This window comes from Micromonospora sp. MA102 (assembly GCF_025460765.1).
In the GTDB taxonomy this organism is placed as follows: Bacteria; Actinomycetota; Actinomycetes; order Mycobacteriales; family Micromonosporaceae; genus Micromonospora; species Micromonospora halotolerans.
In genome coordinates this window covers 1-24563 of sequence record NZ_JAMWEG010000011.1, presented here as the reverse complement: position 1 = coordinate 24563, position 24563 = coordinate 1, and the positions used below count along the sequence as shown (strand labels likewise).

The window sequence follows — 24563 nt, the reverse complement described above, 5'->3', positions numbered from 1 at the left end:
GGTCGCCCGTCAGTCGGCGACGGCCCGCGCCAGCAGCGCGGCCGCGGTCGCGCGGTCGGGGAGGCCGGTGGTGTCACCGGGGGCGGCGACCACTCCGGCGGCGAGCGCAGTGCCCAGGCCGGCCGCGCCCGCCGGCGAGGCGCCGCGCAGCCGGCCGGCCAGGTAGCCGCCGGCGAATCCGTCGCCCGCGCCTACCGGATCCACCACCGTTGTCGCCGTGCTCGGCAGGTGCATCGCTGTGCCGTCGGCACGGGCGTGGTAGCAACCGTCCGCGCCGGCCTTCAGCACGGTCTCCCGCACCCCGGCGTCGGCCGCGGCGGCGAACACCTCCTCCGGGTCGTCCGGATCGCGTACGCCGAGGACCGGACCGGCCTCGTCGGTGCCGAGCAGCAGCACATCCACGTACGCCAGCCGTGCCCGCACGTCCGCGGCCTGCCGGTCGACGTCGCCGAGCGCGGGACGCAGGTTCGGATCCAACGCCACGGTGATGCCGGCCGGCCCGGCCGCCCGTAGCACCGCGTCGACCGCCGCCCGCGGGCCGGCGCCCAGCGCGAGCGTGATGCCGGAAAGCGCGACCAGCCGCGGCCGCGCGGCGAGCAATCGGGCCCCGTCCGACGCGTCCAGGTGCGCGGCCGCCGACCCCGCCCGGTAGTAGTGGACCCGACGCTGCCCGTCCGGCAGCACGTCCTTGAGGTAGAGGCCGGTCGGGTATGCCGCATCGACCGCCACCAGCGAGGTGTCCACACCGGCCGCCTGGGCCGCCGCCAGGACCCGGACGCCGAGCGGATCCGCGCCCACCCGGCTGCAGAACCCGGCGCGGACGCCGAGCCGCGCCGCGGCCGTGCAGAGGTTCAGCTCGGCGCCCGCGACGTGCACCTCGACGGCTGCGGTGTCGGCGAGCAACTGGCCGGGCGGCGGCTGGAACAACGCCATCGCCTCGCCGAGCCCGACTATCTCCAGGGCCGGCTCACCATGCCCGTCCCGCGTCACCCGCACCACCCCGCAGCATGGTCAATATCGTGCACAGTGCAGAATAAGATGCCACATGTCGCAAGAAGCTTCCAGGGAGGGTCAACATGGCGGCCGAACCGGGCAGTAACCAGAGCGTCGAACGGGCCCTGACCGTGCTCCGAGCCCTCGCGGCCGGCCGCACCGAACTCCGCGTCTCCGACGTCGCCCGATCCACCGGACTCGGACTCTCCACCGCCTCTCGGCTCCTCGCCACCCTCGAAGGCATGGGCTTCGCCGACCGCGACCCCGTCAGTGGTCTCTACCGACTCGGACTCGACATGGTCTCGTTCGGCGGCGCGGTGCTCAACAGCCACCCCGTCCACCGCGAGGCCCGGCAGACCGCCCAGGACCTCGCCGCCGAACTCGGCCTCGGCGTCAACGTCGCGGTACGCCGCGGCGACCGGCTCTTCTACCTGCTCAACTTCGAAGGCCGGCAGGCACCCCGCCCGTTCGTCCTCGCCGGACAGTACAACCCACTCCACGCCACCGGGCTCGGCAAGGCACTCCTGACCGGACTGACCGGGGACGAGCGGCGCTCCCTGCTACCCGACGCGGCCCTGGGCGCCTATACCCACCGCACCATCACCAGCCACGAACAGCTCGACGAGGAAATCGCCCGCACCCTCGCCCGGGGCTACGCCACCGAGATCGAGGAACTCGCCCTCGGCCGCGCCTGCGTCGCCGCCGCCATCCGCGACAGCTCGGGCGCCGTGGTGGCCGCCCTCTCGGTGTCCGGCGCGCTCTCCGCCATCGACCTGCCCGCCCGGGAAACCGAACTCGTCCGGTCGGTGATCGAGGCGGCCGACTCCGTCAGCATCAACCTCGGGTACGTCGGGCCCGCCCACGTCGTACCCCAGCAGGCCGTCGCCCCCGTGGTCATGTCATGACCATCCAGCTCGGCCGCGTCATCGCCATCATCCGGCTCCCCGGCCCCGAGGCCGTCGTCCGCACCGGCCGCGAACTCGCCGAGGCTGGCCTGGACAGCATCGAGGTCACCCTCACCACGCCCACGGCGCTGGAAGCCATCGCCGAACTGCGGAACGCGCTGCCCGACACCTGCGCCGTCGGAGCCGGCAGCGTCCGTACCCCCGGCGACGTGAGCGCCGCCCGTGACGCCGGCGCCCAGTTTCTCGTCACCCCCACCACCCGCGTCGACGTGCTCACCGAGGCGGCTGCCGCCAACCTGCCCGTGGTCTGCGGGGCCCTCACTCCGACCGAGGTCGACGTCGCCTGGTCATCCGGAGCCACTCTGGTCAAGCTCTTCCCCGCCAGCCACGTCGACCCGGAGTACCTGCGGGAACTGCGTGCCCCACTGCCCGACGTGCGGCTGGCACCGACCGGCGGAGTCACGCCCGGCTCGGTGGGGGAGTGGGCCGCAGCCGGCGCGGTCGCCGTCGGCGCCGGCAGCGCACTGGTCAACCCGAGCGACGTGGCTGCCGGGGACTGGCCGGCGCTCCGCCGCCGCGCCCGCGCCTTCCTGGACGCCGCCGCAGCGGCACCCTGGCCCATGTGACGTCCCCCTCGGCTCAGCTCGGAAAACCGTCCGCTCGCCGCCCGGACCAGGCGTCGGGACCCTGATCAGGCGCCCGCCAGGGCCCGAACGACGTCCTCGTCGACCGCGATGCCGAGGCCGGCGCCGCGCGGCACGTCGCATCGCCCCCCGACCGGCGTGACCGCGTCCGGGGCGACGGCGGTGAGCGGGTTGGTGCCGATCCAGTGTTCCAGCACCGCGAAGTTCGGCATCGCGGCCGCGCACTGCACGCTGGCGTACCAGTGCACGGCCGAGCCGATGCTGACGTGCGGGGTGGCCTGCGCGCCGAACGCGTCGGCGAGCGCGGCGATGCGCATCGTCTCGGTGATGCCGCCGGCCCGGCACACGTCGGGCTGGAGCACGCGCAGCGCGCCGGCGCGGAGGAACTCCAGCGCCCGGTGCCTCGTGGCCAGGGAGTCCAGGGCGAGGGGAATGTCCAGGCGGGCGGCGAGAGTGGCGTACCCGTCGAGGTCCTCCGGAGGCAGCGGCATCTCGAAGAACCCGACGCCGACCTCCTGGAGGGCGCGGCCGACCCGCAACGCCTGCGGCACCTCGTACTGGCCCGCGGCGTCGGCGTAGACGGCGGCCTGGTCGCCGAACACCTCGCGGACCGTCTGCACGGACGCGATGTCGTCCTCGGGGCGGGCGCCGATCGCCACCTTGACCGCGTCATACCCCAGGTCGCGCAGCCGTTCCGCCTCCTGGCGCACCCTCCGCTGGCCGTCCGCCCCGGAGCCGGCGGGAGCCGCGGGTACGCCCGAGGCGTACAGCCGCAGGGTGGTGCGGTAGCGGCCGCCGAGCAGGACGTGCAGAGGCTGGCCGAGGGTACGGGCGAACGCGTCCCACAGGGCGATGTCGAGGCCGGCGAGGGCTTCCACCCAGAATCCGCTGTCGTGGCCGCGCACCCGCATGCCGGTGTAGACGCGGTCCCAGGTGCGGCCGATCTCGTCGAGGCGGGAGCCGACGGCGAGCGGTGCGATCAGGTCGTCGAGGATCGCGGCGGTGGCGCGCGCCCCGACGGGTGCCTTGGCCTCGCCCCAGCCGACAACCCCATCGGCGGTCTCGACCCGCACCAGCACGGCGTCGATGGTGTCGCTGTAGACGTAGCGGCGGCGTTCCATCGGCGGGTACTCCACCAGGGCGCTGCCGTGGTCGGCGCTCCACGCGCGGGCGCCCCAGTACGTCTCGGCCGGCTTGGCGCGTACCGCATAGCTGCGGACATCGACGACCTTCATCCGTTCTCCTCAGTGGTGCGGTCGAGGGCGGCGTGCAGGACCGGGGCCTGACCCCACGGGAAGACGCCGAGGGTGCGGTGGTGGTAGTCGCGGACGGCGCCGACGGGCGTCGCCTCGGAGACGGCGAGCGCCCCGCCGGTGAGCCGGCGGAGGGTGGCGTGCCAGGCGCGGTCGGCCATCGCCCGGTGGTCGGGGTCGACCAGCCCGGCGTCGATCGCGTGGGGCACGACCCAGGCGAGGTACGCGGAGGTGCTCGCCTCGACCGGGGCGTCCGGATCGTCGACCACCGTGGACCACTCGCCGTCGCGCTCGTGCGTTACCAACGCGTCGACCAGGCGGGTGAGCCGCTCGGCGAGCCCGTCGTCGCGGGCGTGGATCAGGGTGTCGATGAGGCCGAGCAGCGCCCACGCCTGCCCGCGGCCCCAGGCCACGCCGTTGCCACGCTCGGCTCGGGCGTCGTAGCCGTGCTGGAACAGGCCGTGGGGCAGTTGCAGCGCACCGGCGTACTCCGTGGCGTAGGTGACGGCCTCGTCGGGGTGGCCCAGCGCGGCCAGGCCGGGCCCGTCGGTGTGCATGCAGTCGACCCAGACCGTCGACGACCAGGGTGGCAGGTCCGGGCGGTGCAGGCGGGGCCCGCCCGGACGGGCCGGTCGAGCGTGCCGCACGGCGGCGAGCCAGCGGCGGCAGGCGTCCGTCACGTCGATGTCGGGTCGACGCTCGGCGAGGGCGAGCAGCGCCTCGACCGCGATGAGGTGGTCGGTGGGGTCCGGCGGTGCGGTAAGAGACGGCGTGACGAGGTCGACCACTCGCTGGCTGAGGTCGGGGCGGTGCAGTGCGTCGCCGGCGCGGAGCAGGGCGGTGAGCGTACCGCCGACGCCGAAGCCCCAGATCCGCGGCGTGGTGGCGGCGGTCGCGTCCGCGATCGCCGCCACCAGCCGGGTGCCGTTTGCGGTGGTGGTCACTTGATGAGGGCCTGCACCGCCCGGCCGGCCTCGCGCATCGCGTCCGCGGGCTTGCTCTTGCCGACCAGGACGGCCTGGACCTGCTCGGAGATCGCGGTCTCCATCTGGGCGTACTGGGGGTACTTCCAGAACGGGTTCGGGGTGGCGGTGGCGGTGATCCGCTCGCTGAACCGGGAGGTGAAGGCGTCGCTCTTCACCTGCTCGGAGGCGAGCGCCGTCGTGGTGGTGGGCGGCAGGGAAAGGTCCTTGAAGTAGCCGAGAACGGTCTGCTCGTCGGACGTGAGCCACTTCGCGAAGTCGCTGGCGGTGTTGGCGCCCTCGCCCTCGACCACGACAACGGCGTGACCCCACTGCACGGCCCGCGGCTTGTCGCCGGCGTTCTTCACCGGGCGGGCGATCGGGTCGAGCTTGTCTGCGATGGACTTGTCCGGGGAGCCCTTGACGACGAAGTCGCGGCCGACGATGGCGTCGTCGTACATGGCGGCCTTGCCCTGCGCGAACAGGGTACGCGCGTCGACCCGCTCCACGTCCGGAGCGATCAGCTTCTCGTCGTACAGCTTCTTGTACCAGGTGACCGCCTCGATGCTGGCGTCGTCGCCGACGGTGACCTTGCCGCCCTCCAGCAGCGGGCTGCCGAACGTCTGCATCCAGATGAGGATGTCCTTGAGCTGGGCGACCTTGGTGGACGCGGCGTACGGGATGACGCCCGTGCCCTTGAGCGCCCGCAGCGCTGCCTCGAAGTCGGCGATCGTGGTGGGGGCAGTGGTGATGCCAGCCTTCTGCATCAGGCCCCGGTTGACGATCAGACCGATCGCGGCGGTGGTCCAGGGCAGGCCGACCTGCTTTCCCTCGACCTGCCCCGAGGTGAGCGCTGCCTGCGTGTAGCCGCCGTCCTTAGCCACGGCGCCCAGGTCGCGGAGCTTGCCGAGCGCGGCGAGGCCGGCGAGCCAGGCGATGTCCATCTGCGCGGCACCGGTGAACTGGCCGCCGCGCACCTGGAGCGTGAGCTGGTTGAGGTAGGTGTTGTACGCCAGTGGCGCGCCCTTGACGGTGACGCCCGCCTTGCTGCCGTACCCGCTCATCAATTGCTCGATCTTGGCCTTCGAGGCGTTGTCGGCCAGGCTCCAGGACGCGAAGGAGAAGTCGGTGGCGGACTTGGCGGTGTCCTCCTCGGGGCCTTTTGCGCTCGGCGCGCAGGCGGCCAGGCCGCCAAGGCCGATGGCGCCGGTGCCGAGTCCGACGAGGCGGAGCATGTCCCTGCGGGAAAGGTTGCTGTTCATTGCTGGACCTCCGGGACGGGGTGGGGGTGAGCTATCCCTTGATGGCGCCGGCGGTGATGCCGCCGACCAGGAACCGTTGCAACGCGATGAACGCGACCACGACGGGCAGCGACGCGAGCAGCGAGGCGGCCATGAGTTCGGCCCACTGCGCGGTCGCCTCCCCGAGGAACGCGTTGACCAGGCCGGGCGGCAGAGTCGTCTTCTCGCGTCCGGCCAGAGTGAGAGCGAAGATGAAGTCGTTCCAGCCGCGGACGAACGCGAACAGTCCGGCGGCGATGAGGCCGGGTGCCGACAGCGGCAGGATGACCGAGTGGATGGTGCGCAGCCGCGACGCGCCGTCAACGCGGGCGGCCTCGACGAGGGTGTCGGGGATCGTGTCGAAGAAGCCCTTGAGCATCCAGACGCAGAGCGGCAGCGTGAAGGTGGTGAACGACAGCACCAGCGCGGTGTAGGTGTCGAGCAGGTGGTAGGCGCTGAACAGGGCGTACAGGGTGACCAGCAGCAGCGCCTGGGGAAACATCTGCGACGACAGGACGAAGTACATGAGGCTGCGCCGGCCGCGGAAACGGAACTTGGAGAAGGCGTAGCCCATGTACGCGGAGACGATGACACTCAGCACCGCGGTGACGACGGAGACGATCAGGCTGTTGACCAGGTAACGAGCCAGGTCGGGTTCGTCGGCGAGGCGGGCGAAATTCTCCAGCGTGAGCTCGGTGGGGACGAACGACGGCGGGTAGCGGAAGGTCTGCTGAGCCGGGGTGAACGCGGTGACGAGCATCCAGTACACCGGCAGCAGTCCGAAACCGCCGAGGACGACGACGGCGGTCCACGCCGCTGCGCGGGAACCGCGGCTCTCCCGCGCGGAGCGCTTGCTCACAGCTCTTCCTCCCGCTCGGACCGACGGACATAGATCGCGACCATGGCGAGCAGCAGCACCATCCAGAGCAGGCCGAGCGCGCCGGCGCGGCCGAGGTCGAAGCCCTGGAAGGCGGTCTCGTAGACCGCGGTGGCGAAGGTTTCCGTGGCGCCGGCGGGGCCGCCGCCGGTCATCACGTAGATCAGGTCGAAGTGCTGGAAGTTCCAGATCAGCTCCAGCAGCAGCACGATGGCGATGATGCCGCGAAGGTGCGGCAGGGTGACGGCGAAGAACCGCTGCACCGCGCCGGCGCCGTCGGTCTCAGCCGCCTCGTGCAGCTCGACCGGTACGGTCTGCAGCCCGGCGAGGAGCATCACCATGATCCACGGGAAACTGGTCCAGGTCTTGGCGACGATGACCGCGGTCATCGCGGTGCCCGACCCGGCGAGCCAGGCTTGCGGGGCGTCGATCAGGCCGAGCGCCTCCAGCACGCCGTTGGCGAGGCCGTAGTTCGCGTTGAAGATCCACATCCAGAGGAACGACACGACGACGCTGGGCACCAGCCACGGGATGAGCAGCAGGCCGCGGAGGGTGGCGCGGCCGCGGATGCGGGTGTTCAGAGCGAGCGCGAGGGCCAGGCCGACGAGGAACGGTGCGATCGTGGCGCCGACGGTGAAGACCAGGGTCTGCCGCAGCAGCCGCCAGAAGTCGCCGCCGAGCAGTTCGGTGATGTTCTGCAGGCCGACGAACGTGCGGCCGGGTTCCACCAGGCTCTGCTTGAAGAACGCGGTGACCAGGGAGGCAGCCAGCGGGTAGACGACGATCGCGGCGAGCATCGCCAGCGCGGGAAGCATGAGCAACGCGGCGAACGCGCCGTCGCCGAGCCGCCGCGGCGGCCGGTCGCCGGCCGGCGGGGACGCCGGTGCGCGGCCGGCGGTTCCGGGACGGGCTGTCTCGGTGCTCATCGCGCGGCCTGCATCCGGGTGAGGACGCGGTCGGCGGGGCCGAGGTAGCCCAAACCGGTGCTGATGGCGTCGGCGGCTTCAATGACCATGCGGGACAACTCGGCCTCCCGGGTGTGCAGGGCGATCGCGGAGAGCGGTCCGGAGACCGACAGTGCTGCGCAGACGGTGCCGGTGTGGTCGAGGATCGGGGACGCGATGCAGGCACGGCCCAGCGACAGTTCCTCGACCTCGGTGGCGTATCGGCGCTGCGCGGCCTGAGCGACGGCCTCGTCCAGCGCGGCGTGATCGGTGATGGTGGACGGGGTGTATGCACGCAGCTCCGGCAGGAGCGCCCGGCGCTGTTCGGGGTCGGTGTCGATGAGCAGGCACTTCCCGATTCCCGTGGCGTGCAGCGGGTTGTGCTGGCCGATGAGGACGAACGACCGCGGGGCGAGGGTGCCCTCGAAGTTGCACAGGTAGAACAGCGTCGCGCCACTGCGGACGGCCACGTTGGCGCCGAGGCCGAGCTCGGCGGCGAGATTCTGCGCCCGCTGGCGAGCCTCGCGGTGCACCGGGTGGCTGTTCAGGGCGACGCCGGCCATCGTGATGAGCGCGGGCCCGAGTTGGTAGAGACCGCTGACCTGGTCGCGCTGCACAAGGTCGCAGGCCTCCAGTGTGGCCAGCAGGCGGGACGCGGTCGACTGGCCGAGGCCGGCGTGACGGGCGACGTCGGAGACCCGCAGCGCGGGCTGACCGGCGAGGAAGGCGTTCAGCACGGCGGCGGCCTTCTCGACGCTCTGGTTGGTGCCCTGATCACTCGCCACCGGCATCTCCTTCTGGACGTCCCATCCATTGCTGTGCCAGAGTGGCCCCCATGCTGCATCGTGTCAACCGCCGATTGCATATGAGTTGCAGAACCGTGCCGCTAAGGTGCCCTCATGGCATCTGATCGCGCATTTCCAACTGTCGATCAAGCTGCCGACCGGTTCGACCAGGCCGTCGAACTCGACGGTCGCGGCCACCCGGACGGGCGGCATCTGCTCGGGGCGCCGCTGCTGGCGATGATCGGCAACCACACGATCCGCACCGCAGTGCGACTGCCCGAGCCGCGGCACGGCACCGACGTCAGCACTGCGGAACTGCGGCTCAACGCGGACACCGCGCAGTGGTACGCCGTCCGCCTGCGGGTCCGCACCGGAGTGCGGTACCTGTCGGTGCTCCGCCACGCCGACGGCCGCGACGAGCTGCTCGCCGACGACATCCTGGCCTTCGACTTCGACCGGTGGCTCCCGGTCGAGGTGACCGTCGTCGACGGCCGGATCACGGTCACGGTCGACGGACGGACGGCGGCGACGGCCACCGATCCCGACCAGCTCGAGGGTGGCGGCGTCGGAGTCGCGGCCACCGGGACCGTCGCCGGCTTCGGCCCGGTCGAGGTGGTCGCGCTGGGCCCCCGCAGGACGCCCGACAACCGACGTCCGGCCACCGCCGTCGACGCGGCCGCCGCACTGGTCGAGCCGTACACCTCGGTCGAGGGCGCCGCGTACCGTCTCGAGGTCGCGGCCGTGCGCTGGTACGACCGGTCGGGGTACGCCGCGCAGCTCCTGATCCGGGGCGAACACGGCTGGGAACCCGCCGCCGAGCCGCTCGGCGAGCGGTGGCTGGTGCTGCACGGCGACGGCGGCAGTCGACGCGATCTCCAGCGGACCCTCGACGCCCACCCCGTGTGGTTCGACGCGGTCGAACCGCTCGGCGGGGACACGGTGCGGCTGCGCGGCGGCGGCGAGCTGTTCACCCTCACGGTCACCTGGCGATTGACCGGGCCGTGCCCCCTGGTCGACATCGTGCTGACCCCGCGAGTCGACGGCCGGTTCGTGGTCGCCTACCGAGCGTTCGCCGCCGCGCCCGAGGACGACATCGACGAGGTGCTGTGCGGGCCGTTGCGGCATGCCCGGATGATCGGCGGGCCGGCCTCCGTCGGCCGCGACGAGCTGTTCGCGCCGATGTGCCTGGTGCAGCGCGGCCCCGTCACCACCGGCCTGTTCGCCCCCGCCGCCGAGCTGCCGTTCGAGTACGAGTCGGCCTGCGGCGACGACGACCAGCCGTTCGGGATGGCGCTGCGCACCCCCGACGGCGGGGTCCAGCCGACCCTCTACGCCCCGCAGTACGGACGGCGGGCCGACCTGCGCGCCGGCGAGCCCTACCGGTTCACCGTCGGGGTGTACGCCGCCCGCACTGAGCTTTACGACGCCTACCGCGACCTGCTGCGGGGCGAGTACGCCTATGCCGCGTACCGGCGCAACGTCCACGCCTCGCTCACCGACACGGTGCACCACCTCATCGACCTGATGAAGGCCGGCCCGACCACCGACGACCGGGTCGACTATCAGGGCTCGCCGAGTGGCTGGTGGAGCCGCGCCAAGGGGTTCATCGACATCGAGAACGACCAGGCCGTCCGCGCTACCACCACCTCGGTGCTTCTCGGTGCCTACCTGCTGACCGGCGACGACGAGCTGTACGAGACAAGGGCGCTGCCGACCGCCGAGTTCCACCTGTCGCGCAACGCGTACGGCTGGACGCCGCGTGCGGACGCCACGGTCTACGGCGACCCGACGAAGAACGTGCTCTGCGGCACCCCGTTCGGGGCGCCCGCTCTCGCCCCGCTGCACACGCTGTCCCGAGGTGCCCTCACCGCCGCCCACGAGCTGGCACTGTCCTCACTCGACCGACAGGACTACTGGCTCAAGCGCAGCCCGATGAGCGCGCCGTTGGCCGCGTACCGGATGACCCGCGACGCGAAGTGGCGGCAGCAGGCCGAGGAAGCCGCCGACCGGTACGTCGCCGAGGAACTCGACCAGCCGTACGACGGCGAGGCCGACCCGCACGACTTCGCCATCTACTACTGCCGCGCCTGGGTCGACCTGCTCGAGATGTACGAGGAGACGGGCCGACGCCGCTACCTGGACGCCGCGTACGCCGAGGCGAAACGGTTCGTCACCATGGTCTTCGCCCGACCGGTGCCCGACGCCACCGTTACGGTGCCGCAGCGGCCGCTTTTCGTCGACCGGCAGATCGAACTCACCGGCTGGTGGGATCCCGCCGCCCTGTTCCCGTATCCGGTCACCGACGTGCCCGACGAGGAGGTGCCGGCCTGGCAGGTGTCACCGACCGGGCTGAGCATCGAGGCCCTCAACACCTACCGGTTCAACGGGTTCACGCTCAACCCGGCGTGGGCGCCGTTCCTGCTCCGGCTCGCCACGCACACCGGCGACGACCTGCTGCGGGACGTGGCGCACAACGCGCTGGTCGGCCGGTTCACGAGCTACCCCGGCTACTACTACCGGCAGTTCACCGTGCACCATCTGCGTCCGGACTTCCCTCATACCGGGCCGTTCGGCAACACCACCATTTACTACCACCACGCGCCGGCCCAGCTCGGCATGGCCATCGACTATCTGATCGCCGAGCACGAGACCCGCTCCGGCGGCGCGATCCGCTTCCCGGGCGAGTTCGAGCAGAACTACGTCTGGTTCGCCTACCGCGTCTACGGCCACGCACCCGGCCGCTTCTACGGCGAGGACGGCGTGTGGCTGTGGCTCCCGAAGGGCCTGGTACGACTGGACACGGAGCAGGTCAATTGGATCGCCGCCGAGGGCGGTGACCGACTGTGCCTCAGCCTCACCAACGCCGCCTCGACCGCGACCACCGTGACCGTGACGCTCGACGCCGCGCAGGTGCCGATGCGCCCCGGTGTGCCGTACCGGGCGACCGTGATCCGCGACGGTGGCACGGCGGAGCAGGCCAGCATGGTGGACCACCGGCTCACCGTCAACGTCTCCGGGCACGGCATCACCGCCGTCGTCATCCACGGCGTCGGCCCACTCCACGTAGCGCTGCATTCCGCCGCCGCCCCGGTCGGCGCGCACCATTTCGGCGACGGCCCCGTCGGCCCGGTGCGGGGAATCCTGATCCCCAAGCCAGACGGCAGCCGCTACCACGCCTACGTGCAGGCGGCCACCCGCGCCCCCGCGACCTTGCACTGGTCGCTGGATGGTGGCGTCACCTGGCGGCACCAGCACCGGGCGACCGGTCCGAACGAATGGACCGTGGCGGTGGACGATCTCACCGCCGCGTTCACCTACCGGGTGCAGGTCGGTGACCGGTGGAGCCCACCGATCCGGCTGGCCTGCGGGAAGGAAGCCTGATGCGCATCCGCGAGGTGCACACCCATGTGCTGAAGGTGCGCGCCGACGAGGCGTACCTGGGGCCGCTACGCGACGGAAGTGCCATCGCGGACGGATACCAGGTTCGCGAGCCGTGGCGCAGCCTGTACTCGTCGCGGTACGAGACGCTGCTGGTGGAGGTGGTGGCCGACGACGGCACCACGGGGTGGGGCGAGGCCCTGGCACCGGTGGCGCCCGAGGTGCCCGCCGCGATCGTCGACCTGCTGCTCGCGCCCGTGCTGCTCGGCATGGACGCCACCGCCCCGCGGCCGGCCTGGCACCGGCTGCGCGACCTGATGCGCGAGCGCGGGCACCTGGTCGGCCACCAGGCCGACGCGCTGGCCGCCGTCGACATCGCGTTGTGGGACCTCGCCGGCCGGCTCACCGGGGTCGGCGTCGCCCAGCTGCTCGGCGGGGCGTTCCGCACCCGGCTGCCCACGTACGTCTCCGGGCTGCCCCGGCCCGCCGACCCGGAACGGGCGGCGTTGGCCCGCGACTGGGCCGACCGGGGCGCGACGGCGGTCAAGCTGCACCTCGGTCACGGCGTCACCGCCGACCTCGCCACCGTCGACGCGGTCCGCGACGCCGCCCCCGACCTACGGGTCGCGGTCGACGGGCACTGGGCGTATGGGGTTGACGACGCCGTCGCGCTGGCCCGGGGGCTCGCCGAGCGGGGTGCCTGGTTCCTCGAGGCACCCCTGGCACCGGAGGACATCGCCGGGCACGCCGAGCTGACTGCCCGCGGCACGCTGCCGGTCGCGGTCGGTGAGGCGCTGCGCAACCGGTACGAGTTCGCACAGTGGCTGGACGCCCGGGCGCTGCGGATCGCCCAGCCGGACGTGGCCCGCACCGGCATCACCGAGGCGATGGCGATCGCCGAACTGTGCGCCGCCCGGCACGTGCCCGTCGCGCCGCACCACTCGGTCGGCATGGGTGTCTCCCTCGCCGCCGGCCTGCATGTCGCCGCGGCGGTCGCCGACCTCGCCGCGTTCGAGTACCAGCCGACCTCCACCGAGGTCGGATCCCGCATCCTCACCCGGCCGGTGCCCGTGCATCCGGCCGCGTTCAGTCTGCCCGCGGGACCCGGTCTCGGCGTCGACGTCGACGCCGAGACGGTTCGCGCCCTGGCCAAGGAGTCCTGAGTGCCCCACACCGTGCACGGCCTCGTGCCGATCCTCGCCACCCCGTTCAGGCCCGACGGCGCCCTCGACCTGCCCAGCCTGCGCCGACTCACCGAGTTCCAGCTCGCCAGCGGCGTCACCGGCGTCGCCGTCTTCGGCATGGCCAGCGAAGGCTTCGCGCTCACCACCGAGGAGCGGGCCAGGATTCTCACCACCGTCACCGAGGTGGTCGCCGGCGCGGTCCCGGTCGTCGCCGGAATCAACGGCACTTCGACGGTGACCGCGATCGAACAGGCCGGCGCCGCAGTGGCCGGCGGCGCGTCCGCGCTGATGGTGCTTCCTCCGTTCATGGTGAAGCCGACCCCCGACCAACTGCTCACCTTCTACGGCGACGTGGCCGCCGCTGCCGGGGTCGAGGTCATGGTCCAGGATGCGCCCGGTGCCACCGGCGTCACGATGCCGCCCACCCTCATCGCCGAGCTCGGCAAGCTCGACGGCATCACCTCCGTCAAGGTGGAATCGCCGCCCACCGCGCCCAAGGTGGCCGCAGTGGTCGCCGCCCGCGCCGACGACCGCTTCGCCGTGCTCGGCGGCCAGAACGCCCAGTTCTGCCTGGAGGAGTACGCCCGCGGAGCGATCGGCACCATGCCGGCCTGCGAGTTCCCCGACCTGCTCGGCCCGGTACTCGCAGCCTGGCAGGCCGACCGGCACGCCGATGCCCGCGCGGAGTTCGCCCGGCTGTTGCCACTGATCCTGTTCGGCCTCCAGCAGGGCATCGCCTGGGCAGTGCATAAGGAGGTGCTCGTGCGGCGTGGCCTCATCGCCGACGCCACCGTACGCTCACCGGCCCGCCCGCTCGACCCGGCCAGCCGTGATTCGCTCGCCACGATCCTCGCTGACCTCGGACTTGCCCGGTGAGCGGACGCGGCATCCTCGTCATCGGTGCCTCCTCGCCGATCGGCACCGCGATCGCCCGTGCCTTCACCGAATCCGGCGATCGCGTAGTGGGCGTCTCCCTTGAACAGCACAGCGACTCCGCTTTCGCGGCCGAGCTGATGGCCGACTGCGCCGACCCGGACGCTGCGGCCCGCGCCGTCGCCGATGCCCACCGCACCCTCGGCCAGCTCGACGTGGTGGTGCCCGCCGCCGCGGTCATGCCCGTCGCCGCGGCGACGCGGACCACCGACGCGCAGTGGCGGGTGGCCCTCGACGCGACCCTCGGCTCGATGTTCTACGTCGTCCGCGCGGCCCTGCCTCTGCTGCCGCGCGGCGGCGCCGTCGTCGCGGTCAGCTCCGTCAACGCCACCCTCGCCGCGCCCGGCCTGCCCGGCTACGCGGCCGCGAAGGCTGGCGTGGAAGGACTCGTCCGCCAGCTCGCCCTCGAGTACGGTCCCGCGGGCATCCGCGTCAATGCCGTCGCCCCCGGCATGATCGGCAAGGCCGACCTGCCCTCGGTCACCGAAGGCTATCCACTGCGGCGGGTTGGCCGACCCGACGATGTCGCCGCCGCCGTGACATTCCTCGCCTCTCCGGCGGCGGACTTCATCACCGGCGTCGTCCTGCCCGTTGACGGTGGTCTGTCGATCGCCTCCCCGGCGGCGTGGCTTCGCCCCGACCTGCGGGCGAGATGGCTGTGACAACCGAGGACTGGTCGGTGCTGGGCGACCTGCGCTGTGAGCTGGGGGAGTGCCCGGTCTGGGACGAGACCTCTGCCCGCTTGTACCTGGTGGATATCAGCGGCCAACGGCTCTGGACCCTCGATCCCACCACCGGCACCGCCTCCGGCGCGACCTGCGACCGGCCGATCACCGCTCTGGTGCCGCGGGCCGGCGGGGGATGGCTCGGCGTCTCCGGGCGAGACGTCGGCACCCTCGACCCGGACAACGGAGCCTTCCAACCCCTGCTGTCCCTACCCGGGCCGTCCGACCTGGCACTGAACGACGCGGTGTGCGGGCGCGACGGCAACCTCTACGTCGGTTCGATCGACCGAACCCGGGCCGAACGCGCCGACTTGTACGTGGTGGAGCCGGACCTGAACCATCACGTCCTTGCCGGGCACGTGGGGGCATCCAACGGCGTCGACACCAGCCCGGACGGGAGCCTCCTCTACCACGCCGACAGCTTCGCCGACACGGTCACCGCCTACGGACAGCACGGCCGATCCGTTTACACCGTGCGAGTTGCGCACCCCGACGGGATTGCCGTCGACGCTGACGGCGGAGTCTGGGTGGCCTCGTGGGGATCTGGCAGGCTGTTCCGCTATACGCCAGACCTCGCACCGGACCGCGCGCTGTGCGTGCCCGCGCCGCTGGTGACGAGCGTGTCGTTCGGCGGTCCTGGCTATCGGTGGATGTTCGTCACGACCGCCCGGTCGGACGATGCCGAGCTGTCCGGAGCCGTTCTCACCGCAGACGTTGGCGTAGCCGGCCTTCCGCCCGCCCGCTTCGCCGTTCAGCGCTGAAGACGGCTGCGGTCGCCTCGGTGAGCCGGTTGGCCGATGCCGGGGGAGCGGGTCGGGAGCTTCGGGATGCCGTGAGCCGACGCGCGCGTCTGCGTCGCAGGGGAGGGCTCAGCCTCCCGTGTCCGGCGCCACACGGGCGCGGGTCCTGCGCGACGTCAACGTCACCGACGCGCCCGGTAGCGATGTCGCCAGCCGCGCCCGCCGCGATCAACGGTCATTGTCGATGGATGAGGATTGCATGCTGTACGCATGCTCGACCGTGGCCACTCGTACGCGGTAGTCCTCGTACCAGACGTCGCGACCTCGCCGCTGAGCGACAAGATGCGCGGCCACCTGCTTCCAGCCGCGTGCCGCCTCGTGATCCGTCCAATAGTTTGACGGTCCTGGTTTGGTACGCAATTTTCTGCGTCTCAGCGACAGTTCGGGTCTCGACCACTGGGGTGGCGGCAGCCGCGGGGGTCACCGCAGTCGGCGACGGTGCTGCTGGCGTGGCGGCGAGGCCTGCCTCCGTTGCAGTCGACGGGGCATCCGCGGCCTGGACAGTCGGGGCCGGCGGGGTGGTGGGGTCCTTGTCGGAACTGGTGGGGGAGACAAGGGCGACAATGCCGGGCCTTCCGCAGCAAAGCACGACCAGCACCCCTGCGCTGAGGAGCGCGATCTTGCCCTTGGACGCCTTCCGCCGCGGCGGCGCCTGGTTCCAGCTGGCAGATGCTGGGAACTGCGCCGTCGGGTACGGCGGCAGCTGGCTGCCGTACCCGGCTTTCGGCTCGTACGGCGGTGGGGGTGGCGGAGGCGTTGGCTCCTGCCACGGGTCCTACGGAGGCTGGTATGTCACCTGTCCGGGTGTGCTGACCAGTGTCAACGTTCGGCACCAGCCGGTCGGCCACCATGTGTATCAGCATCTTGACCGACCGTTGCCAGGTCCTGTTTCTGCTCCTCACCGCCAATCAAGGGATGGAGCATGTCCCGGGCGTCCCGGGAACGCCGGGGACGGGGGTGAAGGAGCGCAAGCGAAGCGCCGGCCCGCTTGATGGCGGGCCGGCGCTCATGCCGTGCTGGTTCAGCAGTTGGTGTAGCTGCCCGTGCTGCCCCAGGAGCACGAGTCGATCGCCGTGCCGGCGGAGTTACGGAGGTAGGCGGCGTCGCCGGTGTTGTTCCAGATGTACGCGCCGGAGCCCCAGTAGCGGTGGGTGCTGGTGTTGGTGCCCTTGCCGGTGTGGATGTAGACGCTGGCGCCGGCACCGAGCTTGAAGTCGCTGGCGAACTTGTAGATGTGGCTGGACTTGTCGCGCAGGGTCCAGTACTTCAGGTTGATGGCGGAGGTGCGCTTGTTGGTCAGCCGGATGTACTCGCCGTTGAGGCTGGTGTTCGACCCGGTGTCGCTGCCCGGAGAGTTGTAGTACGCCAACGTGATCATGACGGCCGGAGTGGCGGCCTGCGCCGGCGTGGCTGCGGCGAGCGACCCACCGACCGCGATGGCGAGCGCCCCGACGGCACCGATCGGCTTGTTCTTCAAGTGGTCCCCTTGACTCAAAGGCAGAAACCGGCGAGAACCCATCGCCGGCAGATGCATGGGCATTACATGCGTGCAAGATCGTAAGGATGCGCGGCGACAATTTCGGGAGCCGAAGCCGGCAACATCGGCGATAGTGCCGGGCCGGGCATCCGAGGATGGCCGATAGGGACACGGGCGCGGCCAGTTGGCGGAGCAGTGATCAGGCAACAGGCTGAACGGTCCCTCAAGCGTCGGGGCCTACCGTCGGCTGATGGGGTTCTCCATCAAGCTGGCACCCGGGGTGCGTATCCGGGCCTCCTCGCGCGGCATCCGCACCAGCGTCGGCCCGCGGGCGGCCCGGGTTCACTTCGGCGCCGGTCGCACCGGCTTCTCCACTGGCGCGGGTCCCGTCGGCTTCTACACCTCCCTCGGGGGTGGTCGCCGCTCGAGCCGCTCCGGCGGTCGGGCGACGTCGGCCGCGACATATCAGCGGCAGGTGGCGGCTCAGCAGAGGCAAGCGGCACACGCGCAGCGAGTCGAGGAGGCCCAACGCCTGGCCCAGACCTTCCTGCGCATCTTGGAGCTGCACAGGGTCGATTTCCCCGCAGCCAGCCGACCCATCGCACCGCAACCAGCACCCCCTGACCGGGCGAGCATCTACAAGCACTACGAACAGCACGCCCTGGCCGATATCGGCCTTTTCGAGCGCGCGAAGCGAGCTCGGGCCAAGCAGTTGGCCACCCAGTGGGCTGAGGCAGAGATGCAGCGGCAGTGGGCGACCCGATGTGAACAGCAGGCGGCTTGGCAGCAATACCTCGACCAGCGGTGGCAGCAACTGTGCACCAACGCGCCCGAGGTCGTCCTGGACACGCTGGAGGAAGCCTTCGAGGACAACGAGGCACCCAGCGCCGCGGTCGGCGTCACCGATGACGAGGTTTCCCTCGTGGTGCTCGTACCCAACATGGACCAGGTCGTGCCTGAACGCATGCCCACCACCACCCAGGCGGGCAACCTGTCCCTACGCAAACTGCCGCAGCGCGACCGCGCCGACTACTACAAACAATTCGTGTGCGGCCAAGTCCTGGTCACCGTAAGGGAAGCTCTTGCCGTCGCACCCGCGATCGCCTCCACCCGCGTCGCCGTCCTGCGCCACGACGGGCCCGACAGCTACGGCCGGCCCCGTGTCTCCTGCCTACTCGCCGCCACGTTCGACCGCCGAGCACTCAATGGCGTCCAGTGGCAGACAGCCGACGCAGCCCGGATCGTCAACGACACCAGCACCGAGCTGGTGCTCAACCAACGAGCCCGCACCGGCGACCTGCAGCCCCTGAACCTCGCCACCGAGCCCGCACTCGCCGAACTCCTCAGCGCCGTCGACCTCGCCGAGCTAACCGGCGAGCAGTAGGCCGATGAGCCGGAACGACCTCTAGAGGCGGCAGGCCGGATGACCGACGGACGCTGCCAGCATTGGCGCGGGCACCGGCCTGCGCTACAGGCCGGTGAACCGGGCGACGACCGGGGCGTGATCCGGCACGATGACCGCCTCCCGGCTGCGGGTGGAGGCACCGATGGAGGTGATGTCGTCGACGAGGGAGTCGATGCTGACCAGCCGTAGTTGCAGGTCGCGGGTAGCCATGATGTGGTCGATGAGTTCCCCGCGTCCTTGGTAGATGCGGGAGTAGGCGCGGGCTGGGGGCAGGCGTCGTCCGAGGTTGTACAGCCGGACCGCGTCGCCCTTGTCCGGCCGGTGAACGTCCCCGTCCGCCGGGCCCTCCAGCAGGACGGTCGTGACCGCGTCCGGTCCGTCGTTGAGATCCCCGCACAGGAGCGTCGGCATGCCCGGCTGCCCGTCGACGGCGGACGCGGCAAGGACCTCGTTGAGATGCACCCGCAACGCGACGGCCTCCGCGGTGCGGCGTAGCAGGGCGTAGCCGGCGCCGCGGGCGCGTTCGTCTTCGGTGCGCGGGTAGCGCCGCCCGCCCGGGTAGGTAAGCAGCTTGCTCTTGAGGTGGGCGGTCAGCAGCCGCAAGCCTGGTCCGCCGCAGTCGACGTGCACCTGGATCGCTCCGCGACCCAGGTGGGTCAAGGTCCCGCCGTCGACGTCGGGGACCGCAGGCAGCCCTGCCTGCGGCAGCGCGAGGATCTGCGCTTCCTCGGTGAGGGCGTGCCGGGCGAGGACAGCCACCCGGATGCCACGCCCGTCCGGGTGTGAGGACACCACCGCCTGCCAGGGCTCGCCGAGGCCTGCCCGGAGGCGTTCAACGGCTGCCGGAGAGCCGATCTCCTGAAGGGCGACCACGTCGGCGCCGGTGCCAGAGATGAGCAGGGCCAGATAGGCGAGCTTCGCGGCGTAGGTTTCCGCCGCCGACGTGTCGGTGTCGTCGGGTCGGAAAAGGTTTTCCACGTTCCAGGTCATGACGATCAGGTCAGCCACCGCCGCTCCCTGCATCCAGGTGTGCTACCAGCCTGAAACTTGCACTGTAGGACGCCGCCGATGCGGCTATTGCCGCTGCGTCGCCATGTCGACACGCGCGAGCGCCAGTACCAAGAGCCTTGCCCGCCGGCTGCTGGCGTGGCGCCGGGAGGCTGGCACGGGACCAGTATTCGCAGAAGGCTCTTCTCCTCCTCGCAGAGGCAACCATCGATGGACATGATCGACGGAGATGGTCGCTGTCCATTGCCCTGCCGAGGAGGCCTTCATGCCCGTCACCCGACAGTCCACCCGACCCGTACTGTGGCGGCGAGTCGTCACCGCCGCAGCCGCCGTAGCCCTGACCGGCGCCTACCTACTCGCCGTGGACACCGCGCCAGCCCTTGCGACGCCTCCCGGCATCCCCTCCAAGTCGACCGCCCAGTCGCAGCTCAACACGCTGACCGTCCGGGCCGAAGGCTCATTGACCGGGTACTCCCGGGACCTGTTCCCGCACTGGATCACCATCAGCGGCATTTGCAACACCCGCGAGACCGTCCTCAAGCGCGACGGCGCCTCCGTCGTCACCGACAGCAGCAGCGCCGCGGTATCGGGACGCTGGTATAGCCCGTACGACGGCGCGACCTGGACGGCTGCCTCCGACGTCGACATCGACCACGTCGTGCCCCTGGCCGAGTCGTGGCGCTCCGGCGCCAACGGTTGGACCACCAGCCGGCGGCAGAGCTTCGCCAACGACCTCACCCACCCGCAGCTGATCGCCGTCACCGACAACGTCAACCAGGCCAAGGGCGACCAGGACCCATCTACCTGGCAGCCGCCGCTGTCGTCCTACCGGTGCACCTACAGCAAGATGTGGATCACCGTGAAGTACACCTGGGGCCTGACCCTGCAGTCGTCGGAGAAGTCCGCCCTGCAAAGCATGCTGAACAGCTGCAGCTCCTGACCTCCCACGGAGCTTGCCTCTCAGCCGGGCGTTCTGCCGCTCAGGGATCGGCAGCCGGCACAAGCACGTGCCGGTGCCCGAGGCGAGGGGGTGATGCAGCAGCTGGGATCGACGTGGGGAACGGGCGGCGGGCTCATTCGCGGGCTTCGTCGCCCGGTCCACCACTCAGTTGCCGCACGTGGGCCCACCTCGGTGATCGGCGGGCGGCGTTGCGCTTGCCGGCACGCGGAGAGGTGGGGGTCCGAGCCATGTGGCGGCGCCGGCCCTCGGAGGCCAGATAGCAGTACATAGATAGCCTTGGTTCTATGGCGTTGGGGGTGACCGTGAGCTGGTGAGGATCTAGGGGAGGGGCGTATGAATCGGTGGACCTTGGCGCAGGTGGATCAATGGCTCGACTGGGTGCACGACCGCCACTACGAGTTCGACTACCGCTACATCTACTTTGGGTACTTGGCCGCTCGAACGCCTGAGCCGCGCAACGACGAGATCACCATGACGGTTGAGCCCGACGGTGCTGTCGTGTTGCAGGCTGGAGCCCACGATCGTGGACTGCGGCTTGCAAACGACGCCGAGCGGGCCCAGTTCGTCGATCACCTGCAGGGGCGGTGCTGCCGCGACCGGTACCCGAGCATGCGGGAGTGGGAGGAAGCCCAGCTGCATACGGGTGAATGCGAGTAGCCGGACCAAACTCGCCCGGCCCTCGGTGAGACGTTCGGCGGCCTATGGTGGGGCGATGTCCGAGCAGTGGTCGTTAACCGCCGACTGCGCGCGCCCGCGCGAACTGGCTGCGTTCTGGTGCCTCGCGCTGGGGTACGTCCTGGCCGCCCCACCGGAAGGGTTCGCCACCTGGGAGGCATGGCAGACCCATTTCAAGATTCCTGAGGACGAGTGGGACGACGGCGCCTTCATCGAGGACCCGGACGGCGTCCGGCCCGGTATCTCCTTCCTGAAGGTGCCGGAGCCGAAGATAATCAAGAACCGCATGCACTTCGACGTCCACGTCGGCGGCGGCCGGCACGAGCCGTTCGAGCTCCGCTGGCCGCGAGTCCAAGCGGTAGTCGACAAACTGGTGGCGGCGGGTGGGGCGGCGCTCCGGGTGGACGAACCGGACGGTACGCCTGACCACGTCACGATGGCCGACCCCGAGGGTAACGAATTCGATGTCCTCTAGGCTCGTTCCGCCGCGCAGCCCGACGTGCGCGTCAAGAATGTCCCGTGACCAGACACAAACTCTGCTCCGCTGTCTAAGGGTTGTCTCGCAACTCGGTGAAGACGTTGCCCGGTACCGGGTTGGTGCTCACGCGGCGAGGGTGATGTTGTGCAGGTTGGCGATGCCTGAAGCAGCATCGGCCAATGTGTGGCCGGCGCGGCGGCAGTCGCGCAGGATCTTTCAGCTCTTCATCGTGGCCGGGGTGTGCTCGACCCTGACGCGGACGGTGCGGTGTTCGCGGTTGAGGCCCTCCTTCCAGGCCGCCAGTGCGGTGCCGTCGGCGGGCTTGCGGTACGGAATGACGCCCGCGGTGGTCAGCGCGGGGTGAGGGCGAGCGCGGCGAGCGCGGCGACCCCAGCGGTCAGCGCCGACTCCTCGAGGCGCATCTGCGGTGAGTGCACCGGCGCGACCGGCCCAGCCGCGGGCCGGGTGCCCAGGATCAGCATCGCGCCGGGCATGCGGTGCAGCAGGTACGCGAAGTCCTCGCTGGCCGGGAACGGGGTGGGCAGCTCGCTCACCCGGTCGGAGCCGAGCGCCCCGGCCACCGTGGCCAGCGCCCACCGCGCCTCGACCGCGTCGTTGACGGTCGGCGGGTAGCCGGGGTGCACGCTCACCTCGGCGGTGCAGCCGTGCGCGGCGGCAACGCCCGCGGCGACCTGGGCGAGCGCCTCGGCCACCCGGGACCGGGCGGCGTCGCTGAACGTTCGCACGGTGCCCTCGGCCGTCGCGGTGTCGGGGATGACACCCGCGCCGGAGACGCCGGCGTCCAGCCGGTTGATCGTGACCACCACCGGGTCGAAGACGTCGAACCGGCGCGTCACCATCTGCTGCACGGCCAGCACGACCGCGCAGAGCACCGGCACCGGATCGGCGCCGAGGTGCGGCAGGGCCACGTGGCCGCCCGCGCCGTGCACGGTGACGGTCAGCCCGTCCGAACCGGCCAGCAGCGCGCCGGGACGGGTGCTCACCGTCCCCGCGGGCAGCCCCGGGAACTGGTGCAGGGCGTACGCGCGGGCCGGTGCGAAGTCACCGTCGAGCAGCCCGTCGGCGAGCACGGTGCGGCAGCCGTCGTGGCCCTCCTCGCCGGGCTGGAACATGAGGATCACGTCACCGGGCGGGCCGGGATCGGCCCCCGCAATCAGGTGGGTGGCCTCCACCAACATGGCGACGTGCGCGTCGTGCCCGCAGGCGTGCATGGCGCCGGCCACCGTCGAGGCGTACGGCAGGCCGGTCCGCTCGGTCAGCGGCAGCGCGTCCATGTCGGCGCGCAGCAGCACCGGCGGGGCGTCGCCCCGGCCGGCCAGCCGGGCGACCACGGCGCTGGAGGTGGTGCCGGTGCGCACCTGCAGCGGCAGCGGACGCAAGGTGTCGAGCACGGCCTCCTGGGTACGCGGCAGCCACAACCCCAACTCCGGATGGCCGTGCAGCCGCCGGTACAGCTCGGTCAGCGACCCGCGCCGGCGTTCCGCGTGCGCCAACAGCTCCGGCCGATCGGTAGTGGGCGACGCCATGGGTCGAGAATTCCGACGCCGGACCGGCCGGTCAAGGACCCGCGCGGCGAGGTCGGGCTTCCGACAGTGGGCGCGATCTCCCTTGTTCAGACGCCGACAACGCCGTCGACGGCCTCGCGGAGGAAGTCGGCGTGGCCGTTGTGCCGGGCTTACTCCGTGCAGCATGACCAGCCGAAGCGAGACGTCCTCCGGCCAGCGCGCGTGGTGGGCGCTGACGTCGAGGGACTCGGCCACCCGCTCGATGGAGCGGGCGTGCTCGACCTCCCGCTGCCACGCCTCGAACGCCTCGGCCCGTCGGCCCCGGCGGCAACAGCGACAGCAACTGCTCGGCACGGGAACAACCGCCAGCCGCCAAGCGCGGACAGTCGCCCGAGGTCGCGGACGCGGACGGACCCCACCGGACGAAGCGCCTAGAACCTACAAACGAGGGGTCTGGCTGGCGCGGGAGCCCGATGTGGCTCGGGGACCAGTAGGTTGTTGCTCGTGCCGATTCCGGGGTTCGTCGTCGCGTTGCGTAGCAAGATCGGCCAAGCGCCGCTGCCATTGTCGGGCGTCACAGCGGTCGTGTTCGATGACCTCGGTCGCGTCCTTCTTGTGCGCCGAACCGACAACAGTCGATGGGCGCTTGTGACCGGCTGCCTTGAACCAGGCGAGCAGCCCGCCGCCGGGGCGGCGCGGGAAGTCATGGAGGAGGCCGGCGTCGACGTCACAGTTGAGCGCCTGGTCTCGGTGGAAGCGTTAGACCTGTCGATCGCGCCCAACGGCGACCAGGTGTACTGGCTCAATGTGGGCTTCCGCTGCCGTCTTCGCCGCGGCCATGCTCATGTTAACGACGACGAGTCGATGGAAGTCGCTTGGTTCGACCTTGACGCCCTACCGGAGCTCGACCCTCATCAGGCCCGTTGCTTGGCTCTTGCGTCGGCCGACAAGCCTGACGCTTGGTTCGTCCGCTCCCCGGAGACCTAGGTTGGCTGACGAGGCAAGTTTGGATTGTCGTCGGTCGAGTGTCACCTGGTGGGTGGGTAAGCAACCGGGTGAGGACGCGTACGAGCGGCCATGGACGTCCACCGGCGCCTGCGTAAATCCCCGCTGGTCCCTAGCGGTAGCCCAGGAGCGTCATCGCGGCGCAATTGTCGGGCCGTGACCAGAAGAGCTGATGAAGATCGTCCGACAGTTCGTCGAGATGGGTGCCCGCCTGTCCTCGTCGAAAAAACCCCGGATCGATTGCGTGTAACTCCTCGAACGATGGAATGCCCACGTCGACCCGAGGCGTGATCCCGGACAACAGTAGTTGCGCCATCACCCGCTGGACGGATGCTCGCGGCTCACGTACGAGATCTTCGTACCTG

22 protein-coding genes and 2 pseudogenes are annotated in these 24563 nt (G+C 71.0%); 12 read left to right on the top strand and 12 right to left on the bottom strand.

Features of this window, described 5'->3' with window-relative positions; translation table 11 throughout:
• Window positions 1–9: 9 nt before the first annotated feature.
• The gene (locus NFX44_RS21665; RefSeq protein ID WP_262285403.1) at window positions 10–999 is read right to left on the bottom strand and encodes a sugar kinase; all 990 of its coding nucleotides are present in this window, start codon (window positions 997–999) and stop codon (window positions 10–12) included.
• A gap of 77 nt (window positions 1000–1076) precedes the next feature.
• Here NFX44_RS21665 and NFX44_RS21660 point away from each other — a divergent pair, with 77 nt between their 5' ends.
• Window positions 1077–1898 carry an IclR family transcriptional regulator gene (locus NFX44_RS21660; protein WP_262285402.1) on the top strand — a complete coding sequence of 274 codons (822 nt, stop codon included), beginning with the start codon at window positions 1077–1079 and terminating at the stop codon, window positions 1896–1898.
• Entirely contained in the window at window positions 1895–2524 is a 630-nt protein-coding gene (locus NFX44_RS21655; protein ID WP_262285401.1) for a bifunctional 4-hydroxy-2-oxoglutarate aldolase/2-dehydro-3-deoxy-phosphogluconate aldolase, read from the top strand. The genes NFX44_RS21660 and NFX44_RS21655 overlap by 4 nt, the downstream gene beginning before the upstream one ends.
• A gap of 65 nt (window positions 2525–2589) precedes the next feature.
• Here the strand turns inward: NFX44_RS21655 and NFX44_RS21650 are convergent, their stop codons facing one another.
• Genes NFX44_RS21650 through NFX44_RS21625 form a run of 6 tightly spaced genes read right to left on the bottom strand, consistent with a single transcriptional unit; the run spans window position 2590 to window position 8643 of the window.
• Window positions 2590–3777 (bottom strand): mandelate racemase/muconate lactonizing enzyme family protein, encoded by a 1188-nt coding sequence (locus NFX44_RS21650; protein WP_262285400.1) that lies wholly within the window; start codon window positions 3775–3777, stop codon window positions 2590–2592.
• Entirely contained in the window at window positions 3774–4739 is a 966-nt protein-coding gene (locus tag NFX44_RS21645) for a glycoside hydrolase family 88 protein (protein WP_262285399.1), read from the bottom strand. Before NFX44_RS21645 ends, NFX44_RS21650 begins: the two co-directional genes overlap by 4 nt.
• Complete coding sequence (locus NFX44_RS21640; protein ID WP_262285398.1) at window positions 4736–6019, bottom strand: ABC transporter substrate-binding protein; 1284 nt, start codon at window positions 6017–6019, stop codon at window positions 4736–4738. Before NFX44_RS21640 ends, NFX44_RS21645 begins: the two co-directional genes overlap by 4 nt.
• 31 nt (window positions 6020–6050) lie before the next feature.
• A complete protein-coding gene (locus NFX44_RS21635; protein WP_262285397.1) occupies window positions 6051–6896 on the bottom strand; it encodes a carbohydrate ABC transporter permease in 846 nt (281 codons plus the stop codon).
• Window positions 6893–7840, bottom strand: coding sequence for a carbohydrate ABC transporter permease (locus NFX44_RS21630; protein WP_262285396.1), 948 nt, complete (start codon window positions 7838–7840; stop codon window positions 6893–6895). Before NFX44_RS21630 ends, NFX44_RS21635 begins: the two co-directional genes overlap by 4 nt.
• Complete coding sequence (locus tag NFX44_RS21625) at window positions 7837–8643, bottom strand: IclR family transcriptional regulator (protein WP_262285395.1); 807 nt, start codon at window positions 8641–8643, stop codon at window positions 7837–7839. The genes NFX44_RS21630 and NFX44_RS21625 overlap by 4 nt, the downstream gene beginning before the upstream one ends.
• 114 nt (window positions 8644–8757) lie before the next feature.
• On the opposite strand from NFX44_RS21625, the gene NFX44_RS21620 reads away from it, so the two are divergent.
• From NFX44_RS21620 to NFX44_RS21600, 5 genes are read left to right on the top strand one after another with little or no spacing between them, the layout of a single operon-like run.
• Window positions 8758–12024 (top strand): hypothetical protein, encoded by a 3267-nt coding sequence (locus NFX44_RS21620; RefSeq protein ID WP_262285394.1) that lies wholly within the window; start codon window positions 8758–8760, stop codon window positions 12022–12024.
• Window positions 12024–13184, top strand: a complete 1161-nt coding sequence (locus tag NFX44_RS21615; RefSeq protein ID WP_262285393.1) for a mandelate racemase/muconate lactonizing enzyme family protein — start codon at window positions 12024–12026, stop codon at window positions 13182–13184. Before NFX44_RS21620 ends, NFX44_RS21615 begins: the two co-directional genes overlap by 1 nt.
• Entirely contained in the window at window positions 13185–14081 is an 897-nt protein-coding gene (locus tag NFX44_RS21610) for a dihydrodipicolinate synthase family protein (protein ID WP_262285392.1), read from the top strand.
• Window positions 14078–14800, top strand: a complete 723-nt coding sequence (locus NFX44_RS21605) for an SDR family NAD(P)-dependent oxidoreductase (protein ID WP_262285391.1) — start codon at window positions 14078–14080, stop codon at window positions 14798–14800. Before NFX44_RS21610 ends, NFX44_RS21605 begins: the two co-directional genes overlap by 4 nt.
• Entirely contained in the window at window positions 14797–15624 is an 828-nt protein-coding gene (locus NFX44_RS21600) for an SMP-30/gluconolactonase/LRE family protein (protein WP_262285390.1), read from the top strand. Before NFX44_RS21605 ends, NFX44_RS21600 begins: the two co-directional genes overlap by 4 nt.
• Window positions 15625–16684: 1060 nt before the next feature.
• On the opposite strand, the gene NFX44_RS21595 is transcribed toward NFX44_RS21600, so the two are convergent.
• Complete coding sequence (locus tag NFX44_RS21595; RefSeq protein WP_262285389.1) at window positions 16685–17140, bottom strand: lamin tail domain-containing protein; 456 nt, start codon at window positions 17138–17140, stop codon at window positions 16685–16687.
• Window positions 17141–17390: 250 nt separating this feature from the next.
• Between NFX44_RS21595 and NFX44_RS21590 the strand changes: the two genes are divergently transcribed.
• Window positions 17391–18524: a DUF4236 domain-containing protein gene (locus NFX44_RS21590; RefSeq protein WP_262285388.1), complete on the top strand. Its 1134-nt coding sequence runs from the start codon at window positions 17391–17393 to the stop codon at window positions 18522–18524.
• An 84-nt stretch (window positions 18525–18608) separates the two neighbouring features.
• Here NFX44_RS21590 and NFX44_RS21585 read toward each other — a convergent pair whose 3' ends face one another.
• Complete coding sequence (locus tag NFX44_RS21585; protein ID WP_262285387.1) at window positions 18609–19553, bottom strand: endonuclease/exonuclease/phosphatase family protein; 945 nt, start codon at window positions 19551–19553, stop codon at window positions 18609–18611.
• A 265-nt stretch (window positions 19554–19818) separates the two neighbouring features.
• Between NFX44_RS21585 and NFX44_RS21580 the strand changes: the two genes are divergently transcribed.
• The 3 genes from NFX44_RS21580 (at window position 19819) to NFX44_RS21570 (ending at window position 21664) form a co-directional block, all read left to right on the top strand.
• A complete protein-coding gene (locus NFX44_RS21580) occupies window positions 19819–20493 on the top strand; it encodes an HNH endonuclease family protein (protein ID WP_262285386.1) in 675 nt (224 codons plus the stop codon).
• A gap of 378 nt (window positions 20494–20871) precedes the next feature.
• Window positions 20872–21171, top strand: a complete 300-nt coding sequence (locus NFX44_RS21575) for a hypothetical protein (protein WP_262285385.1) — start codon at window positions 20872–20874, stop codon at window positions 21169–21171.
• A 55-nt stretch (window positions 21172–21226) separates the two neighbouring features.
• Entirely contained in the window at window positions 21227–21664 is a 438-nt protein-coding gene (locus NFX44_RS21570) for a VOC family protein (protein ID WP_262285384.1), read from the top strand.
• A 126-nt stretch (window positions 21665–21790) separates the two neighbouring features.
• Here NFX44_RS21570 and NFX44_RS21565 read toward each other — a convergent pair.
• A pseudogene (locus NFX44_RS21565) lies at window positions 21791–22006 on the bottom strand (IS5/IS1182 family transposase); the annotation flags it as partial.
• 11 nt (window positions 22007–22017) lie between these two features.
• A complete protein-coding gene (locus NFX44_RS21560; protein ID WP_262285383.1) occupies window positions 22018–23214 on the bottom strand; it encodes a M20 family metallopeptidase in 1197 nt (398 codons plus the stop codon).
• Window positions 23215–23697: 483 nt separating this feature from the next.
• Here NFX44_RS21560 and NFX44_RS21555 point away from each other — a divergent pair, with 483 nt between their 5' ends.
• Window positions 23698–24180 carry an NUDIX domain-containing protein gene (locus tag NFX44_RS21555; protein WP_262285382.1) on the top strand — a complete coding sequence of 161 codons (483 nt, stop codon included), beginning with the start codon at window positions 23698–23700 and terminating at the stop codon, window positions 24178–24180.
• A gap of 130 nt (window positions 24181–24310) precedes the next feature.
• Here the strand turns inward: NFX44_RS21555 and NFX44_RS21550 are convergent.
• Window positions 24311–24563 (bottom strand): annotated as a pseudogene (locus NFX44_RS21550) (hypothetical protein); the annotation flags it as partial.